This window comes from Kitasatospora sp. NPDC041988 (assembly GCF_055588525.1).
This window is the reverse complement of sequence record NZ_JBVJCO010000016.1, coordinates 2817-18812: the sequence shown is the minus strand read 5'-3', so window position 1 is coordinate 18812 and position 15996 is coordinate 2817. Positions and strand designations below refer to the sequence as shown.

Sequence of the window (15996 nt, the reverse complement as noted above, 5' to 3'; positions counted from 1 at the left end):
TAGACGCCGCGGGCCTATGGCCCCATAGAGCACACCTATGACTCGCCGCCCGCCGGGCACACGCTCGACGTCGCGCACGACCGCCGACGGCGGCCCCGGCCCCGGCCGCCGCGCCCTTCGACCGCCGGTTGCCGGCGGAGCGCGGCACTGTGCCCGGTCACTCCGGCAACGGGAGTCAGCGCTGCGCCCGGCCGGCCCGTACGACGAGGAGGTGTCGGACGGCGTGGCGGGCGTCCTCCAGGGGGTGGCGGGAGCGGCGGACGCGGGCGAGCAGGACCGCGCCCTCCAGCAGGGCGAGTGCCTGGCCGGATGCGGTGTCCGCCTCGGCCTGGTCGAAGCCCTCGGCCGTCAGACGTTCGGTGAGGACGGCCTGCCAGCTCGCGTAGACCTCGGCGCAGACGGTGCGCAGTGCCTCGTTGCTGCCGGCCACCTCCAGGCCGACGGTGGCGATGGGGCAGCCCTTGGTGTAGCCGGACTCCTCCAGGCGGGCGGTGAAGACCTCGGTGAGCTGTCCGACGATCGCGGCGGCGTCCGTGCCCTTGCGGGCCAGGGCCCTGAGGAGCTCCTCGATCTCCTGGCCGGCCTGGCGCAGGGCGGCGGCGACCAACTGGTCCTTGCCCTCGGGGAAGTGGAAGTAGAGCGAGCCGCGCGGTGCGCCGCTCTCCGCCACGATCTGGTTCAGGCCGGTGCCGAAGTAGCCCTGTGCCTCGATCAGACTGCGCGTCCCGGCGATCAGCCGGGCGCGGGTCTCCTCACCCTTGACTCCCATGCGGAAACAGTAGACCGGTCTGCATATTCGTGTCGACCGTGTGGGAGTGCGGGCGTCCGTTGTCCGCCGCCGTCGTCGTCCCTGTCTTCTGGCGTCGCCGTCCGTCCGGGGGCAGGGCTCAGGCCGTCTGCTTGGCCGCCCGCCACTCCGGGGCCAGCACGGACCAGATCTCCTCGTCGTGCCGCTCGCCCCGGTACAGGTAGCTCTCCCGGAGCACGGCCTCCTTCGTCATCCCGAGCCGGCGGGCGACGGCGATGCTGGGCTCGTTCCCCGCCGAGACCCACCACTCCACGCGGTGGATGCCGCGCTCCTCGACGGCCCAGTCGATGATCGCGCGCACGGCCCTGGTCACCAGGCCCTTGCCCACGGCCGCCGGCTCCAGCCAGCAGCCCGCCTCGGCGATGCCCTGCCCGACCTCGAACCGCCGGAACAGCACCGCGCCGACCAGGCGGCCCTCGGCCGTCCGGATCCCGAAGAGCCGTCCAGTGTCGGCTGCGGTCTTCTCCGCGTACGCCTGGAGGAGCGCCCGGCTCGACTCCAGGTCCGTGACGGCGTCCGGCAGGCCGTTGAACCGCCCGATGAACTCCCGCCCGCGGTCCACGTGGGCCAGGAACTCCTCGGCCTGCCACGGCTCCAGCGGGCCCAGCACCGCGCCGTCCTCGCCCAGCGTCATCGCGTACATGGTCACCTTTCGGGATCCGGGGCGGCGCACGCCGCCGAGCGATCCTCTCACGGGCGGCCGGCACGGGCCCGTCGCCGGGCTCCGGTGAGCCGGAGCGCGGGTGAGTCGGCCGGTGGCGCGGCAAGTGCCGTTGTCCAGCGGGGAGATGGAGCGGGGAGGGGGTCGTGGACGGCGCCATGGAGACGGCCGGAGGGGGCGGCTGCTGCTGGGCCTGGGCCTGGACCTGGACCGCCGGATCGCGACCGTCGAGGGCGGCGCGAGGTCCAACTCACGTACGCGGACTGCCGCCCGCCGGCGTCGCGCGGACACGGCTGTGGACCCGCCGCAGAGGCGACGGGCCCACAGCCGGGAGGGAGGTCAGCCGACCGAGACGGCGCTCCAGGCGGCCGCGACCGCCTTGTACTCGGTGCTGTTGAGGCCGTAGAGGTCCTTCGCGGCGTTCAGGGACGCGGTGCGCGCGCCCTTGTAGTCCGTGGTGGACGTCATGTAGACGGTCAGCGCGCGGTACCAGATCTTGGCGACCTTCTGGTTGCCGATGCCGGTCACCGTCGAGTTGTTGCAGGTGGGGCTGTTGTAGGTGTAGCCGTTGATGGTCTTGGTGCCGCTGCCCTCACTGGCCAGGTAGAACCAGTGGTTGCCGACGCCCGAGGAGTTGTGGACGTCGAGCTGGCCGACCTTGCGGCTCCAGCAGTCGGCCGACCGGCCGTCCAACGAGGGCTTGTCCATCCGGCGCAGCCACGGCGGGGTGGACTGGTCGCTGAACAGGTAGTCGGGGGTGTCCACCTGGTTGTTGGCGTACCACTCGACCATCGTTCCGAAGATGTCGCTGGTGGACTCGTTGAGACCGCCGGACTCGCCGCTGTAACGGAGGTTGGCGGTGGCGCTGGTGACGCCGTGGGTCATCTCGTGGCCCATGGTGTCGAGGTCGACCTGCTCGGGGTCGGTGGTGCCGTCGCCGTCGCCGGTCATCATGCAGAAGCAGGAGTCGGACCACTGGGCGTTGTCCCAGTTGGTGCCGACGTGGACGAAGACGGTGGCGCCCTTGCCGTCGTTCTTGATGCCGCTGCGGCCGAAGGTGTTCTTGTAGTAGTCGTACGTCCAGGCGGTGTTGGCGTGGGCGTCGACGGCGGCGGTGGCGCGGTCGGTGGAGAACTTCTTGCCGTCGCCCCAGACGTTGTCCGGGTCGGTGAACAGCGTCCCGGAGTTCGCGTTGAGCGAGCCGGACGAGGCGTTGTGGGCGTCCTTGGTGATCGTCCCGCGCACCGGGTCGATGAGCGCGTAACCGCCGTTCTGCGCCGTGGTGTCGATGGTGACGTCACCGGTGTACTCGGAGTGGCCGGTGCCGGCGGCCTGGTGCTCGGAGTCGTAGGACTCGATCTGCTCGCCGGTGGTGGCGTCGGTGACGACGACCTTGCCGGCCGGCTGGCCGTGCTCGCCGACGCCGGTGACGGTGGTCTTCCAGGCGAGCCGGGGCGTGCCGTCGGCGGCCCAGACGACCAGCTCGGGCGAGCTGGTGGCGGCGCCGATGGCCGGCGCGGCCTGGAGTGCCTGGCCGGCGCTCGCCTGCGCCGGGACCTTCGGGACGGTGGACTTCACCGAGGCGTCGTGGGCCGCCGCGCGGGTGGAGTCCTTGAGCCGGCCGCGCGCGTCCTGGTGGACCACCAGGTCGCCGCCGACGACGGGCAGTCCGCGGTAGGTGCGGTCGAAGCGGACGTGCTGGGTGCCGTCGGCGTCGATGATGACGTCCTTGACCTGAAGGTCCTGGTCGTCGCCGAAGCCGAAGACTCCGGCGTTGTGGGCGACGTTGGCCCTGGCCTGGGCGATCGCCGCGTCACGGCCGGTGGGGGCGGCGGACGCCGTGCCGGCCTGGAAGGTGGCGGCGACGAGAGCGGCGGTGGCCGCTATGGCTCCGGCCGCGAGGTGGCGGCGGTGAGAGGAGGTGGGGCTCACTCTGACTCCAGTCGGGGTAGCTGCAGGGAAAGAGCTGGGACCGAGATTGACGGTGGGCAGCCAACCCCGGCTAGACATCACGTCAGATCTTGACCAAGTTGTGTCCTGTCCTGATCGAATTTGATCGACTGCGAACACCTTTTTGAGGTGCACCCCATGACGACCCGCTACACCTGGCGCGACGCCCTCACCGACGACGAGGTCGACGCCCTGCGCATTGCCACCCCGCCCGCGCCCGGCAGACCGTAGGCTCGCCGGATGGACGGATGGGTGGGGGCCTGGACGGGCGGCAGGCGGGCCGTGCACCTGGGCAACGTGGCCGACTTCAACGAGCAGTTCTTCGCGCCGGGCATGGACGAGGCGCAGCGGGCGCGGCGGCTTCGGCAGGCGCACCACTACGCGGGCATGGCCACCTGCTACACCCCGGAGCCGGCGCTGATCGTCCTGCCGGCGGAGGTCGAGGCGTCCTGGATCGACTGGCTGGCACGGGAGTTGGCGTGGGGGCCGGTCGAGCTGTACAGCGGGGTCGCGCCCGGGGAGACCCTCGCCCGGGCGCTGGCCGCCCGGCCGGCGCTGGCGGCGCGGATCGCGGACGGCCCCGAAGCGGTGGTGCCCTGGGGGCGGACGGCGGCACAGGGGGAGGGGCCCGGGCTGGCCGCGGTACGGCGCTACGAGTCCAAGGCGGCCGCGCACGGGCTCTTCGCCGAACTGGCCCCGGACCACCCGGGGATCGTCGTGCCGCGCCAGGAACAGCCGGACTCGCCGCGCCGCACCGCCCGCCGGCTCACCGCCCGGGCCGGCCGCGGCCTGACCACGGTGGTCAAGAGCCCGCACGGCGTCGGCGGCTACGGCACCGTCGTGGTGACCCCGCAGCAGCTGTTCGCGGCCGGCGGCTCGCGGGCCCTGCTGCGCCGGCTGGCCCGGGAGGAGGTGCTGCCGTCCGGCGGCGCGCTGCTGCTGGAGGAGTACATCGACGGCGGCCGGGCGGATCACCTGCGCGACCTCACCTTCGACGCGGTGATCGGCGAGGACGGGACGGTCCACCCGGTCGGCGTCGGCGCGATGGAGGTGGACGGCACCCGGTACCAGGGCGTGACGGTCGGCCCGGGCGTGGTGCCGCCCGGTGCGGCGGCGATCGCCGGGCGGTTCGGGCTCGCGGTGGGCGAGCGCCTCGCCGCCGAGGGCCACCGCGGCTGGTACGACGTCGACTTCGTCACCGACCGGGAGCGCCGGCTCGCCCCCACCGAGACCAACCTGCGGCTCACCGGGCCCGCGATCGCCTTCGTGCTGCGGGCCCGGCTCGACCAGGTCCGCGGCCCCGGCCACGTGGTCCGCACCGTGGACGGGATGCCGCTCGGTGCCCGGCTCTCCCAGGAGGCCCTCCACGACCACCTGGACCGGCTGCGCCCGCGCTGTGCCGCGCTCGGCGTCACCCTGCTGCCGCTGGTCGTGACGGCGGGCTACGAGCCGGAGCCGGCCGTCGGGGTGGCGCTCGCCGCGCGCGCCACCGGGGCACCGGGTGCGGTCGAGGCCCTGGACGCGGCCCAGGCGCTGGTCGGGGCGGCCAACCAGGCCCTGGGCCGGATGTTCGAAGCGCTGCGCTGAGCGGGCCCCCACCAGTGGCGGAGCCGCACCGCCGGCGGAGCGTCACCACGGTGGGGCCCACGCCTGGGAGGCCCCCGTCGCCGAGGGAGCCTCAGCCCCGTTCGGACCGCGGCCGCCAGGCGAGGAAGCGCACCACGATCGCGGCCGCGACCATCAGCGCGATGTTGAACACGTAGACCAGCACCGACTGCTGCGGCCAGTCGGTCGGCGAGCTGGTCCGGTACAGGTTGTCCTGCGGCCACCAGGAGGCCAGCAGCCAGAACAGCGACAGGTGGGCGGCGATGGAGAGCATCGTCGGCCGTCCGTACCGGGCGATGACCGACGCCCCGAGGAACAGGAAGGCCATGCCCACGCCGAACGACAGCCGCTCGAACAGGTAGAGGATCCGGAAGTAGAAGGCGTAGGGGGCCGGGACCGCGGAGACATCGGTGGAGCCCGGCCAGAACCCGTCGGTCACCAGCCAGGCCAGGCCCGCGAAGAACAGCGAGAGGAAGACCCAGGCGCAGCCCGTTCCGCCCCCCTCACCGGACGCGCCCGCCCGGCCGGCGCCCGCCTTGCCGCCGCCCTTGCCGCCCTTGGAACCCCGTGACGCGCTGAACGAGAAGTAGTGGCGCGGGGCCGGCAGCGGCAGGGCGGAGCGGTCCGGCTTGCCGGCCCGGGTGCGGGGGAGCGCGGGCAGCGGCACCACGGCGGCGGGCGCCGCCCCGGCCGGCAACTGCTCGGCCAGGTAGGCGGAGAGCGACCAGGCGTCCACCTCGTCGGCCTCCGGCGCGGCCACCGCGTACCCGACCAGGACGCGCCGCCCCGGCTCCGGCTCCACCTCGGCGACGGCGGCCTCCCGCACCGCCGGGTGCGCGCGCAGCACGCCCTCGGCGCGGGCGGCGCGGGTGACCCGCTCGACCACGTCGGCGGCCCGCGCGGAGTCGGCGGGACCGACCACGCCCTCGGCCCGGGCGGTGAACTCCAGTACGCCGTCCTCGCGGACCCGGCCGAGGTCACCGGTCAGCAGCACCCGCCCGTCGGGGTCGAAGACCGCCCGGACGAATCGCCGCGCCGTCTCCTCCGGGCGGTTCAGATAGCCCCGGCCCAGGCCCGGGCCGGCCACCGCGATCTCGCCGACCTCCCCGCGAGGCAGCGGGGCGCCGTCCGGGCCGACCACGTGGACGCGGGTGCCGGGGAAGGGGGTGCCGACCAGCGAGACCCGTTCGCTGAGCTCGCCGCCGGCCGAGCCGGCGGCGTCGAAGTAGCTGCTGTCCACGGACGCCTCGGCGAGGCCGTACACGTTCAGCACCCGCACGCCGGCGCCACCGGTGCCCCCGCCGCGGCCGAGCAGCCGTTGGAGGCCCAACTGCTCGTCCAGGTACCACTTCTCGGCGCCCACGGTCAGCAGCCGCACGCCCGGTAGCGACCCGCCGGTCGCCGCCAGGTGGTCGCGCAGCCGGCGCGCCGTGCGGACGTTCAGCTCCAGTACGGTGATCCGCTCGGCGGCGACCAGCGCCGGGAGGTCGCCGATGTCGGCGGTGCGGTCCAGGGTGAGGTTGCGCGGGGCGACCACCAGGGTGGCGCCGGTGCACAGCGCGCGCACCCAGTCGGCGGTGAAGACGTCGAACTCCAGGCTCGCCGTCTGCAGGATCCGGTCGGCGGGGGAGAGCCCGTACACCTCGCGCCAGCCCCGGTAGGCGGCCAGCAGGTTGCGGTGCTCGATCAGCGCGCCCCGGGGCGGGCCGGTCGAGCCGGAGGTGAAGAAGACACAGGCGAGGTCCTCCGGTCCGGTGGACACCTCCGGCGGGCCGACGGGCAGGGCGGCTGTCGCCTCCGCCGCCGAGTCCAGGCACACCACCGCCCGCCCGCTGGCGTCCGTCAGCCGCACCCGGTGGGCCTCCTCGGTCACCACCAGTGCCGGATCGGCGTCCGCCAGCACATGGCGCAGCAGCGGATCGGGCGCGCCCGGCTCCAGCGGTACGTACGCGCCGCCCGCCTTCAGCACCGCGAGCAGCGCGACGAACACCTCGGTGCCCCGGCCCAGTGCCACCGCCGCCCGGCCGCCCGGCGCCAGGCCCTGCGCCGCCAGGTGACGGGCCAGCCGGTCCGCCCGCGCGTCCAGCTCACCGTACGTCAGCTCCCGGGCGCCGCACCGGACGGCGACCGCGTCCGGCGACCGCCGCGCCTGCTCCTCGAACCGCCCGTGCAGCGTCCCCGCCCGCCCCGCCGGCTCCGTGTCCCGTGTCCCCGGCCCCGTTTCCCGTGCTCCCGGCTTCGCGTCCCGCCCCGCCGGCTCCGCGTCCCACCCCATCCGTCCAGCCCCCTTCACACCGTGCCTCCCACCGATCCTCCCGCCAACTGCCGCCCGGCGACAGGGGCGTGCGGCAGACCGCGTCGCGTGCGCCCCCTCACCTCGTCCGTCCACCCCTCGGACGGGCCCGGCCGCCGCCGCGCCGACGGTTGTACTCTGCACGCGTACGGTCGGCGCCTGCCCGCCCGGAGCGGCGCCGCCCCCGCACCCCTGTCCGGCGCCAACCCCCGGAGGACCGCCCGCCATGAGCACGCCCGACCCGCTGCCCGCCGACCCGCTGCCCACCGGGCCGCTGCTGCGCACCCGCGACGTCGATGTCGTCCGCGACGGCCGCTACCTGCTGCGCGGGATCACCCTGGCCATCGACCCGGGCCAGCACTGGGCGCTGCTCGGCGCCAACGGCGCGGGCAAGTCCACCCTGCTCGGGCTGCTCGGGGCGGTCTCCCACCCCACCCGCGGCGAGGTGGACGTGCTCGGCCGCCGGCTCGGCCGGGTCGACATCCGCGAGCTGCGCGCCCACCTCGGCCACGTCAACCCGCGCCACCCGCTGCGCTCGCCGCTGACCGTGCGCGAGGTGGTGCTCACCGGCACCCGCAACACCATCGAACCGGACCTCAACCGCAAGCCCGCCCCCGAGGAGCTGGAGCGGGCCGAGCAGCTGATCGAGACCCTCGGCATGGCCGCCATGGCCGAAGCCCCCTGGACGACGCTCTCCCAGGGCGAGCGTGGCCGCGCCCTGATCGCCCGCGCGCTGATGCCCAGCCCCCGCCTGCTGCTGCTCGACGAGCCCGCCACCGGGCTCGACCTCACCGCCCGCGAGCTGCTGCTGGACAGCCTGGACCTGCTGCGCCACCAGCACCCGGAGCTGGCCAGCGTGCTGGTGACGCACCACCTGGAGGAGTTGCCGGAGAGCACCACCCATGCGCTGCTGCTGCGCGAGGGCGAGTGCGTCGCGGCCGGGCCGGTGGCCGAGGTGATGACGACCGAGCTGATCAGCGCCTGCTTCGGCCATCCGATCCGGATCAGCCGGCACGAGGGCCGCTGGACCGCCCGCGCGGCCGCCCGCCGTACGCCGGAGCGCTGACGCGGCGGGAGGGGGCGGGCCGTGGCCGGACGCGGCGGGAGGGGACGGATCGGGACGGCGCGCGGCGGGGCGCGGCCGGACGGGTGACCCGTGGGGAGCGGTGACGCAGGAGGCTGCCGAGGTCAACCCCGCCGTTCGGCGGGCTGTGGCCGGAATTCGTCGGTGGGCTGACGAAACGCTGCCGCCAAGGCCGTCCTCACCTGCGCGGATCGCAAACGGGGGGCGGTGTAGACGGCGAAATCAGATTTCCCTAAGGTATGCCTTAGCTAAGTGGGTGGGGGCACCGGGTGGCTCCGGTTCCCGTACCCACACTCAGCCCTGCCCTGGTTCGCCCTGCCTTCCCGCTGGAGCCTTCATGTCCGCCCGTCGTTCCACCGCAGCCACGCTGCTCACCCTCGCTGTGGCGACTGCCGCGCTGGCCGGCTGCTCGCAGAAGAAGGACGACAAGGCGTCCGCCGGCGCGGTGAAGGTGAACGCCACCGACACCGCCTGCGAGGTCTCCAAGACCAGCTTCCCGGCCGGCCACGTCGTGATCGACATCACCAACAAGGGCTCGAAGACCACCGAGGTCTACGTCTACGGCGACGGCGACAAGATCATCACCGAGCGCGAGAACATCGGCCCCGGCACCAAGGCCTCGATCAACGCCGAGATCAAGGCCGGCTCGTACGAGATCGCCTGCAAGCCCGGCATGGTCGGCGACGGCATCCGCCAGAAGATCACCGTCACCGGTGACGCCTCCGCCGCGGCCGCCCCGGCCGACCCGCGCCTGACCGCCGCCGTCGACGCCTACCGCACGTACGCGCAGGAGCAGGCCGACGCCACCATCCCGGCCGTCGAGGCCTTTGCCGGCGCGATCAAGGCCGGCGACCTCGAGAAGGCCAAGTCGCTGTACGCGCCGTCGCGCACCGGCTGGGAGCGCACCGAGCCGGTCGCCGAGAGCTTCGGTGACGTCGACCCGAAGACCGACACCCGCGAGGACGGCCTCGAAGCCGGCCAGGAGTGGACCGGCTGGCACAAGCTGGAGAAGTCGCTCTTCGCCGAGGCCAAGATCGGCGACGACGAGAAGAAGCTCGCCGACCAGCTGGTGGCCGACCTGAAGGACTGGCAGAAGAAGATCCCCGAGGCGGAGATCACCGCGACCAGCATGGCCAACGGCGCCAAGGAGCTGCTGGACGAGGTCGCCACCGGCAAGATCACCGGCGAGGAGGACCGCTACAGCCACACCGACCTCGCCGACTTCGCCGCCAACGTCGAGGGCGCGCAGAAGGCCTACGAGCTGCTGAAGCCGGTCGCCTCGCAGAAGGACGCCGAGCTGGCCAAGACCCTGGACTCGGAGTTCGCCGCGATCCAGGCGCTGCTCGCCAAGTACAAGCAGGCCGACGGCACCTACACCTCGTACGACAAGGTGACCGAGGCCGAGCGCAAGACCTTCTCCGACGCGGTGAACTCGCTGGGCGAGCCGCTGTCGAAGCTGGGTGCCGCGGTCGTCGTCAAGTAGCACCTGCCCGGCCGTTCCCGCCCGGGGCGGCCAGGCAGAGCACCACCTCCACCACACCGCCGTGGCGGCCCGAGCGGCCGCCACGGCATCCGTGAGTTCAGTACAGAGAAGGGCCCGCCCGCAGATGGACGCCGAGAACGAGCAGCAGGCCGGGACTCCGGCCGGTACCGACGCCACCGCCACCCCCGCTGCCTCCGAGACCGCAGCTGCCTCCGCCGGCGCCACTGCCACCGCCACCGCCGCCGAGCGGGACGGTGCCGCCCGCGGCCCGGTCAGCCGCCGCGCCGTGATCGGCTGGGCCGGCGCCGGCGTCGCCCTCGGTGCGGCCGGCGTCGGCTCGGTCGCCGCCGCCACCCGGCAGGACGACCCGGCCCCGGCGCCCGCCGCCGCCGTCGGCGGGGACATCCCCTTCTACGGCGACCACCAGTCCGGCATCGCCACCCCCGTCCAGGACCGCCTGCACTTCGCGGCCTTCGACGTCTCGGCCACGGCGACCCGCGAGTCGCTGGTCAAGATGCTGAAGGAGTGGACCAAGGCCGCCGCCGCGATGACCGGCGGCCGCGAGATCGGCAGCGGCGCCGCCAGCGGCCTGCCCGAGGCGCCGCCGGACGACACCGGCGAGGCCCTGGGCCTGCCCGCCTCCCGGCTCACCCTCACCATCGGCTTCGGCCCGACCCTGTTCGAGAAGGAGGGCGTGGACCGCTTCGGCCTCAAGGCCAAGCGCCCCGAGGCCCTGATCGACCTGCCGAAGTTCAAGGGCGACAACCTCGACCCGGCGCGCAGCGGCGGCGACCTCTGCATCCAGGCCTGCGCCGACGACCCGCAGGTCGCCGTGCACGCGATCCGCAACCTGGCCCGGATCGGCATGGGCACCGTCAACATCCGCTGGTCGCAGCTGGGCTTCGGCAAGACCTCCTCCACCACCCCGGACGCGCAGACCCCGCGCAACATGATGGGTTTCAAGGACGGCACCCACAACATCGCCGGCACCGACACGGCGAAGCTCGCCGAGCACGTCTGGGTCGCCCCCGGCGAGGGCGCGGACTGGATGACCGGCGGCTCCTACCTGGTCGCCCGGCGGATCCGGATGCACATCGAGACCTGGGACCGTACTCCGCTCAAGGAGCAGGAGGACATCTTCGGCCGCACCAAGGGCGAGGGCGCCCCGTACGGCAAGCCCAAGGAGCACGACGCGCCCGACCTCAAGGCGATGCCCGAGGACTCGCATGTGCGCCTCGCCCACCCGGACACCAACAACGGCCTGATGATCCTGCGCCGGGGCTTCTCCTTCACCGACGGCACCGACGGCCTCGGCCGCCTGGACGCCGGCCTCTTCTTCCTCGCCTACCAGCGCGACAGCCGCAAGGCGTTCGTCCCGCTCCAGCAGCGCCTCGCCGGCAGTGACGCGCTCAACGAGTACATCCAGCACGTCGGCTCCGCCCACTTCGCCTGCCCGGCGGGCGTCCGCAAGCCCGGCGAGTGGTGGGGCCAGGCCCTCTTCGGCTGATCCCCTGCCCCGTTCAACCCCGAGGAGAGTGCCGTGTTCGGCAACTACCTGATCGGCCTTCGCGAGGGCCTCGAAGCCAGCCTGGTCGTCTGCATCCTGATCGCCTATCTGGTCAAGACCGACCGCAAGGACAAGCTGCCGCCGGTCTGGGGCGGCATCGCGGCGGCCGTCGTGCTGAGCATGGCCTTCGGTGCCATCCTCCAGTTCGGCTCCTCCCAGCTGACCTTCGAGGCACAGGAGGCGCTCGGCGGCACGCTGTCGGTCCTCTCGGTCGGCCTGGTCACCTGGATGGTGTTCTGGATGCGCCGTACCGCCCGGCACCTGAAGGCCGAGCTGCACGGCAAGCTGGACGCGGCGCTCGCCATGGGCACGGTCGCGCTGGTGGTCACCTCCTTCCTGGCCGTCGGCCGCGAGGGCCTGGAGACGGCGCTGTTCATCTGGTCGGCGGTGCAGGCCACCAACGACGGCTACAACCCGATCATCGGTGCGGCGCTCGGCCTGGCCACCTCGGTGGTGCTCGGCTGGCTCTTCTACCGGGGCGCGCTGAAGATCAACCTGGCCAAGTTCTTCACCTGGACCGGGGCCATGCTGGTCGTCGTCGCCGCCGGCGTGCTGGCGTACGGCGTGCACGACCTGCAGGAGGCCGGCTGGCTCGGCGGCCTGCACGACCTGGCCTTCGACATCAGCAGCACCATCCCGAAGGACAGTTGGTACGGCACCCTGCTCAAGGGCGTCCTCAACTTCCAGCCGGACCCGACCGTCCTCCAGCTGGCCGTCTGGGCGGCCTACCTGATCCCGACGCTGGCCTTCTTCTTCGGGGTCTTCGGCGGCAGGCCGGTCAAGCCGGTCGCCCCGAAGCAGGGCTCCGCCAAGTCGGCCGCCTGACCGCGCCAGGCTCCCCGCAGTACCTCACCGCCCCGTCCGGCACCCGCCGGGCGGGGCGGTCCGCGTCGAGGGCGCCGGCGGCCGCGCCGAGGGCGCCAGTCGAGGGGCGGCGTCAGCGGCCGCCGCGCACACTCGCCGCGAAGACCAGCAGGATGACGACTCCGATCACCCCGAGGACGATCGGCCAGGGGCTTATCTGCTGCCGGAAGCCGTCCGCGTCGTGCGACTCGGAGAGGTGCCGCTCCGCCTTGGCCCGCGCGAACATGTCGGCCCGCTTGCGATAGCCGCAGCCCTCGCAGACCACGTACCGGGTGTTGTCCGGGCCGCGGGTGATGATCCGCACCGTGTGCTCGTGCCCGTCCGGGCCGTCGCCCGTGATCCTGCTCGTTTCCATGCCGCCCTCCCCGTCGCTCCAGGTCGGGACATCGTCGCACGCGGTACCGACAACCGGCCCGGCCGATGCCCGCCCACGACTGGGAGCTGACTGAGGCTCAAAAGTTAACCTCCAGGGTCTACCCGCGTAAACCCCTTGCACGCCATGCTGGTTGCCGGCCCGGGCTGCCCCGCCCGGGGGCTTCGGCCTGCCCTCACACCGACCCAGGAGTCCCTGCATGTCCGCGATACGCACGCCCCACCGCGCCCTGGCGGCCGCCTTCGGCGCCCTGCTGCTCGCCCTCACCACCCTGCTGGCCGGCGCCGGCAGCGCCCAGGCCGCCCTGCCCACCCCGGTCTCGGCCGCCACCGCCCGCTCGTACCTGGCCTCGATCGCGGCGACCGCGGAGTCCCACGACGACACCTACGACCGGACGCTGTTCCCGCACTGGATCACCATCGCCGGCACCTGCAACACCCGCGAGACGGTCCTCAAGCGCGACGGCAGCGGCGTGGTGACCGACTCCGCCTGTGCCTCCGTCAGCGGCAGCTGGACGTCGGTGTACGACAACGTCACCACCACCAGCGCCTCCACCTTCGACATCGACCACCTGGTGCCGCTCGCCGAGGCCTGGCGCTCCGGCGCCTGGGCCTGGACCACCGACCAGCGCAAGGCCTTCGCCAACGACCTGACCCGCCCGCAGCTGATCGCCGTCTCCGCCAGTTCCAACCGCACCAAGGGCGACCAGGACCCGGCCCACTGGCTGCCGCAGACCTCCTACCGCTGCACCTACGCCCGCGCCTGGGTCCAGGTGAAGTACTACTACGGCCTGAGCATCGACAGCGCCGAGAAGAGCACGCTGACCTCGATCCTCAACGGCTGCTGACGAAACGTTCCACCGAAACGTTTCGGCCCCATGCCGGAGCCCCGGCCGGTACCGGCCGGGGCTCCACCATCTCCCGGCGCGGGACGGCGCGGCCGGCCGGAGTGAAGAAGGGCTGGAAGGCGTCCGCCAGGAAGATCTCGATGTCTCTCGGTTCCACGGCCACCCCTGATCGATAACCCCCGGGTTATCGGCTGGATCACGGACTTTGCCTTGATCCACTGCCGGACCTCGCGGGAGGCTTGCTCCTGCCGGAGGGATGACACGCGGGGCGGCCGGTCGGCCGGCCCGATCTCCCGGCGGGCGCGGCGCGGACCGCTGCCTGCCGTTGCTCCCGAGTGATCTTCTCCGGTGACCGGCCGGGTTTCCGAATGTCCTCGGACGCGCCGCTGTGCCGGAGCACCACGTCAACCGGCCCGCCGTCGCGGTGGGCCCGTCGAAGCGGAAACAGATCACCTTGCGCAAGCTCACCTACTTCGTCGCCACCACCATCGACGGGTTCATCGCCGCTCCCGACGGCGGTTTCGACTTCTTCTTCCAGCACGTCAGCGACGGCTTCCTGCCGCACCTCGTCTCCGAGTACGCCGACACCCTCAACACCCCGAGCCGTCAGGCCTTCGGCATCGACGACGTCCCCAACTCCCGCTTCGACACCGTTCTGATGGGCCGCGGGACCTACGCCCCGGGCCTGGAGGCCGGCCTGAGCAGCCCCTACGCGCACCTGCGGCAGATCGTCGTCTCGCGCTCGCTCACCGAAAGCCCCGACCCGGCCGTGGAGGTCACCGCCGAGGACCCGCTCGCCCTGGTCCGCAAGCTCAAGCAGGAGGACGGCCTGGGGATCTGGCTCTGCGGCGGCGCCGACCTCGCCGGCCAGGTCCTCCCGGAGATCGACGAGCTGATCGTCAAGCAGTACCCGATCGTCGCCGGCTCCGGCATCCCGATGTTCGGCGCCGAATTCGACCACCGCGTCCTCACCCTCACCGCCAGCCACGTGTTCGACGGTGGGAACCTCGTCCTCACGTACACCAAGCCGGCCGGCTAGACGGGCAGCTTCGAAGCCGGGTGGATCTGCCGATTCCGGATGCCCGATGCCGGGCCGGAACCTATGGAAATGGGAGTCACGAAAATGCGTGTGCTGTTGTCCGGATACGACTCGCGCGGGGGCGTCGAACCACTGGTGGCGCTCGCGGTGCGGCTGCAGGAGCTGGGCGCCGAGGTGCGGGTGTGCGCGCCGCCCGACGAGGAGTTCGCGAAGCGGCTGGCCGGAGTCGGTGTGGAGATGGTGCCGACGGGCCAGTCGGTGCGCGATCTGGTGACGGGGAAGACGCCACCGTCGCCCGGAGGTGTGCCCCGCCGCGCGGCCGAGCTGGTCGCCGCGTTCCACGACAACGTCACCGCGGCGGGCGAGGGGTGTGACGTGCTGGTGGCGACCGGCCTCGTGCCGGCGGTGGCGGGCGTGAGGTCGGCGGCCGAGAAGCTCGGCGTCCGCTACGTGTACGCGAGTTACCAGCCGGTCAGCCTGCCGTCGCCGCACCACCCGCCGATGCCGCGGCCGGGCCGTCCGCTCCCCGCGGAGGTGACCGACAACCGGGTGCTGTGGGACCAGGACGCCCGGGACGCGCAGGCGGTGTTCGGCGAGGCGGTCAACACCCACCGGGCCTCGATCGGCCTGCCGGCGTTGGACAACGTCCGCGACTACGCCTTCACCGACCGGCCGTGGCTGGCCACGGACCCGACCCTGGCCCCGTGGCAGCAGCCGGCGGAGCTCGACGTGGTGCAGACCGGCGCGTGGGTCCTGCCGGACGAACGCCCGCTCCCCGCCGACCTGGTGGCGTTCCTGGACGCCGGCACCCCGCCGGTGTACGTGGGCTTCGGCAGCATTCCCATGCGCGACCCGAAGGACGTCGCCCGGGTGACCATCGAGGCGATCCGCGCGCAGGGCCGTCGCGCGGTCGTCTCCCGCGGCTGGGCCGACCTGGACCTGATCGACGACCGGGGCGACTGCTTCGCCGTCGGCGAGGTCAACCACCAGGCCCTGTTCCGCCGGGTGGCCGCCGTGGTGCACCACGGCGGCGCGGGCACCACGACGACGGCCACCTCGGCCGGTGTCCCCCAGGTCGTGGTCCCCCAGGGGGCGGACCAGCCGTACTTCGCCGGCCGGGTGGCCGACCTGGGCATCGGCGCGGCACACGACGGCCCGACCCCGACCGTCGAGTCCCTGTCGGCCGCGCTCAGGACGGCCCTGGCCCCCGAGACCCGCACACGGGCAACCGCCGTGGCCGGCACCTTCCGCACCGACGGGGCGACGGTGGCCGCGAAACTGCTGCTCGACGCGGCCGGTCGCTAGAGGCCGCCGGTGTCCGCGTGAACCGCGCGGGGGGGGGGGGGGGGGGGGGGGGGGGGGGGGGGGGGGGGGGGGGCTGAGGTTTTTTTTTTGTGCGGGGGGGCGGGGGGGTGGGAGGGA

Annotated in this window: 14 protein-coding genes; 8 read left to right on the top strand and 6 right to left on the bottom strand. The window is 73.3% G+C overall.

Annotated elements, in window-relative coordinates; genetic code table 11:
- Positions 1–175: 175 nt before the first annotated feature.
- The 3 genes from ACZ6NC_RS17880 to ACZ6NC_RS17870 all read right to left on the bottom strand — a co-directional run bounded on the left by ACZ6NC_RS17880 (position 176) and on the right by ACZ6NC_RS17870 (position 3401).
- The gene (locus tag ACZ6NC_RS17880) at positions 176–769 is read right to left on the bottom strand and encodes a TetR/AcrR family transcriptional regulator (protein WP_465733744.1); all 594 of its coding nucleotides are present in this window, start codon (positions 767–769) and stop codon (positions 176–178) included.
- 118 nt (positions 770–887) lie between these two features.
- Complete coding sequence (locus ACZ6NC_RS17875; protein WP_465733742.1) at positions 888–1451, bottom strand: GNAT family N-acetyltransferase; 564 nt, start codon at positions 1449–1451, stop codon at positions 888–890.
- 357 nt (positions 1452–1808) lie between these two features.
- Positions 1809–3401: a M4 family metallopeptidase gene (locus tag ACZ6NC_RS17870; RefSeq protein WP_465733740.1), complete on the bottom strand. Its 1593-nt coding sequence runs from the start codon at positions 3399–3401 to the stop codon at positions 1809–1811.
- 258 nt (positions 3402–3659) lie between these two features.
- Between ACZ6NC_RS17870 and ACZ6NC_RS17865 the strand changes: the two genes are divergently transcribed.
- Entirely contained in the window at positions 3660–5006 is a 1347-nt protein-coding gene (locus ACZ6NC_RS17865) for a hypothetical protein (protein ID WP_465733738.1), read from the top strand.
- Positions 5007–5097: 91 nt separating this feature from the next.
- Here the strand turns inward: ACZ6NC_RS17865 and ACZ6NC_RS17860 are convergent, their stop codons facing one another.
- Positions 5098–7299, bottom strand: coding sequence for an amino acid adenylation domain-containing protein (locus ACZ6NC_RS17860; protein WP_465733736.1), 2202 nt, complete (start codon positions 7297–7299; stop codon positions 5098–5100).
- A gap of 244 nt (positions 7300–7543) precedes the next feature.
- Here ACZ6NC_RS17860 and ACZ6NC_RS17855 point away from each other — a divergent pair, with 244 nt between their 5' ends.
- The 4 genes from ACZ6NC_RS17855 (at position 7544) to efeU (ending at position 12276) form a co-directional block, all read left to right on the top strand.
- Entirely contained in the window at positions 7544–8383 is an 840-nt protein-coding gene (locus ACZ6NC_RS17855; RefSeq protein ID WP_465733734.1) for an ABC transporter ATP-binding protein, read from the top strand.
- A gap of 355 nt (positions 8384–8738) precedes the next feature.
- Complete coding sequence (gene efeO / locus ACZ6NC_RS17850) at positions 8739–9884, top strand: iron uptake system protein EfeO (protein WP_465733732.1); 1146 nt, start codon at positions 8739–8741, stop codon at positions 9882–9884.
- A gap of 124 nt (positions 9885–10008) precedes the next feature.
- Complete coding sequence (gene efeB / locus ACZ6NC_RS17845) at positions 10009–11391, top strand: iron uptake transporter deferrochelatase/peroxidase subunit (RefSeq protein WP_465733730.1); 1383 nt, start codon at positions 10009–10011, stop codon at positions 11389–11391.
- Positions 11392–11424: 33 nt separating this feature from the next.
- Positions 11425–12276, top strand: coding sequence for an iron uptake transporter permease EfeU (gene efeU / locus ACZ6NC_RS17840; protein WP_465733728.1), 852 nt, complete (start codon positions 11425–11427; stop codon positions 12274–12276).
- A gap of 112 nt (positions 12277–12388) precedes the next feature.
- Here efeU and ACZ6NC_RS17835 read toward each other — a convergent pair whose 3' ends face one another.
- The gene (locus ACZ6NC_RS17835) at positions 12389–12670 is read right to left on the bottom strand and encodes a hypothetical protein (RefSeq protein ID WP_465733726.1); all 282 of its coding nucleotides are present in this window, start codon (positions 12668–12670) and stop codon (positions 12389–12391) included.
- Positions 12671–12887: 217 nt separating this feature from the next.
- Here ACZ6NC_RS17835 and ACZ6NC_RS17830 point away from each other — a divergent pair, with 217 nt between their 5' ends.
- Positions 12888–13535, top strand: a complete 648-nt coding sequence (locus ACZ6NC_RS17830; RefSeq protein ID WP_465733724.1) for a GmrSD restriction endonuclease domain-containing protein — start codon at positions 12888–12890, stop codon at positions 13533–13535.
- On the opposite strand, the gene ACZ6NC_RS17825 is transcribed toward ACZ6NC_RS17830, so the two are convergent.
- Positions 13522–13692, bottom strand: a complete 171-nt coding sequence (locus ACZ6NC_RS17825; RefSeq protein ID WP_465733722.1) for a hypothetical protein — start codon at positions 13690–13692, stop codon at positions 13522–13524. The two genes, ACZ6NC_RS17830 and ACZ6NC_RS17825, sit on opposite strands and share 14 nt — an antisense overlap.
- 297 nt (positions 13693–13989) lie before the next feature.
- Here ACZ6NC_RS17825 and ACZ6NC_RS17820 point away from each other — a divergent pair, with 297 nt between their 5' ends.
- On the top strand, positions 13990–14574 hold the full coding sequence (locus tag ACZ6NC_RS17820; protein WP_465733999.1) for a dihydrofolate reductase family protein: 585 nt from the start codon (positions 13990–13992) through the stop codon (positions 14572–14574).
- A gap of 84 nt (positions 14575–14658) precedes the next feature.
- On the top strand, positions 14659–15879 hold the full coding sequence (locus tag ACZ6NC_RS17815) for a glycosyltransferase (protein WP_465733720.1): 1221 nt from the start codon (positions 14659–14661) through the stop codon (positions 15877–15879).
- Positions 15880–15996: the final 117 nt, after the last annotated feature.

Coding starts and splice junctions, on each gene's coding strand:
- ACZ6NC_RS17880 (WP_465733744.1), bottom strand. CDS start 769: ATGGGAGTCAAGGGTGAGGAGACCCGCGCCCGGCTGATCGCCGGGACG.
- ACZ6NC_RS17875 (WP_465733742.1), bottom strand. CDS start 1,451: ATGTACGCGATGACGCTGGGCGAGGACGGCGCGGTGCTGGGCCCGCTG.
- ACZ6NC_RS17865 (WP_465733738.1), top strand. CDS start 3,660: ATGGACGGATGGGTGGGGGCCTGGACGGGCGGCAGGCGGGCCGTGCAC.
- ACZ6NC_RS17860 (WP_465733736.1), bottom strand. CDS start 7,299: ATGGGGTGGGACGCGGAGCCGGCGGGGCGGGACGCGAAGCCGGGAGCA.
- ACZ6NC_RS17855 (WP_465733734.1), top strand. CDS start 7,544: ATGAGCACGCCCGACCCGCTGCCCGCCGACCCGCTGCCCACCGGGCCG.
- efeO (WP_465733732.1), top strand. CDS start 8,739: ATGTCCGCCCGTCGTTCCACCGCAGCCACGCTGCTCACCCTCGCTGTG.
- efeB (WP_465733730.1), top strand. CDS start 10,009: ATGGACGCCGAGAACGAGCAGCAGGCCGGGACTCCGGCCGGTACCGAC.
- ACZ6NC_RS17835 (WP_465733726.1), bottom strand. CDS start 12,670: ATGGAAACGAGCAGGATCACGGGCGACGGCCCGGACGGGCACGAGCAC.
- ACZ6NC_RS17830 (WP_465733724.1), top strand. CDS start 12,888: ATGTCCGCGATACGCACGCCCCACCGCGCCCTGGCGGCCGCCTTCGGC.
- ACZ6NC_RS17815 (WP_465733720.1), top strand. CDS start 14,659: ATGCGTGTGCTGTTGTCCGGATACGACTCGCGCGGGGGCGTCGAACCA.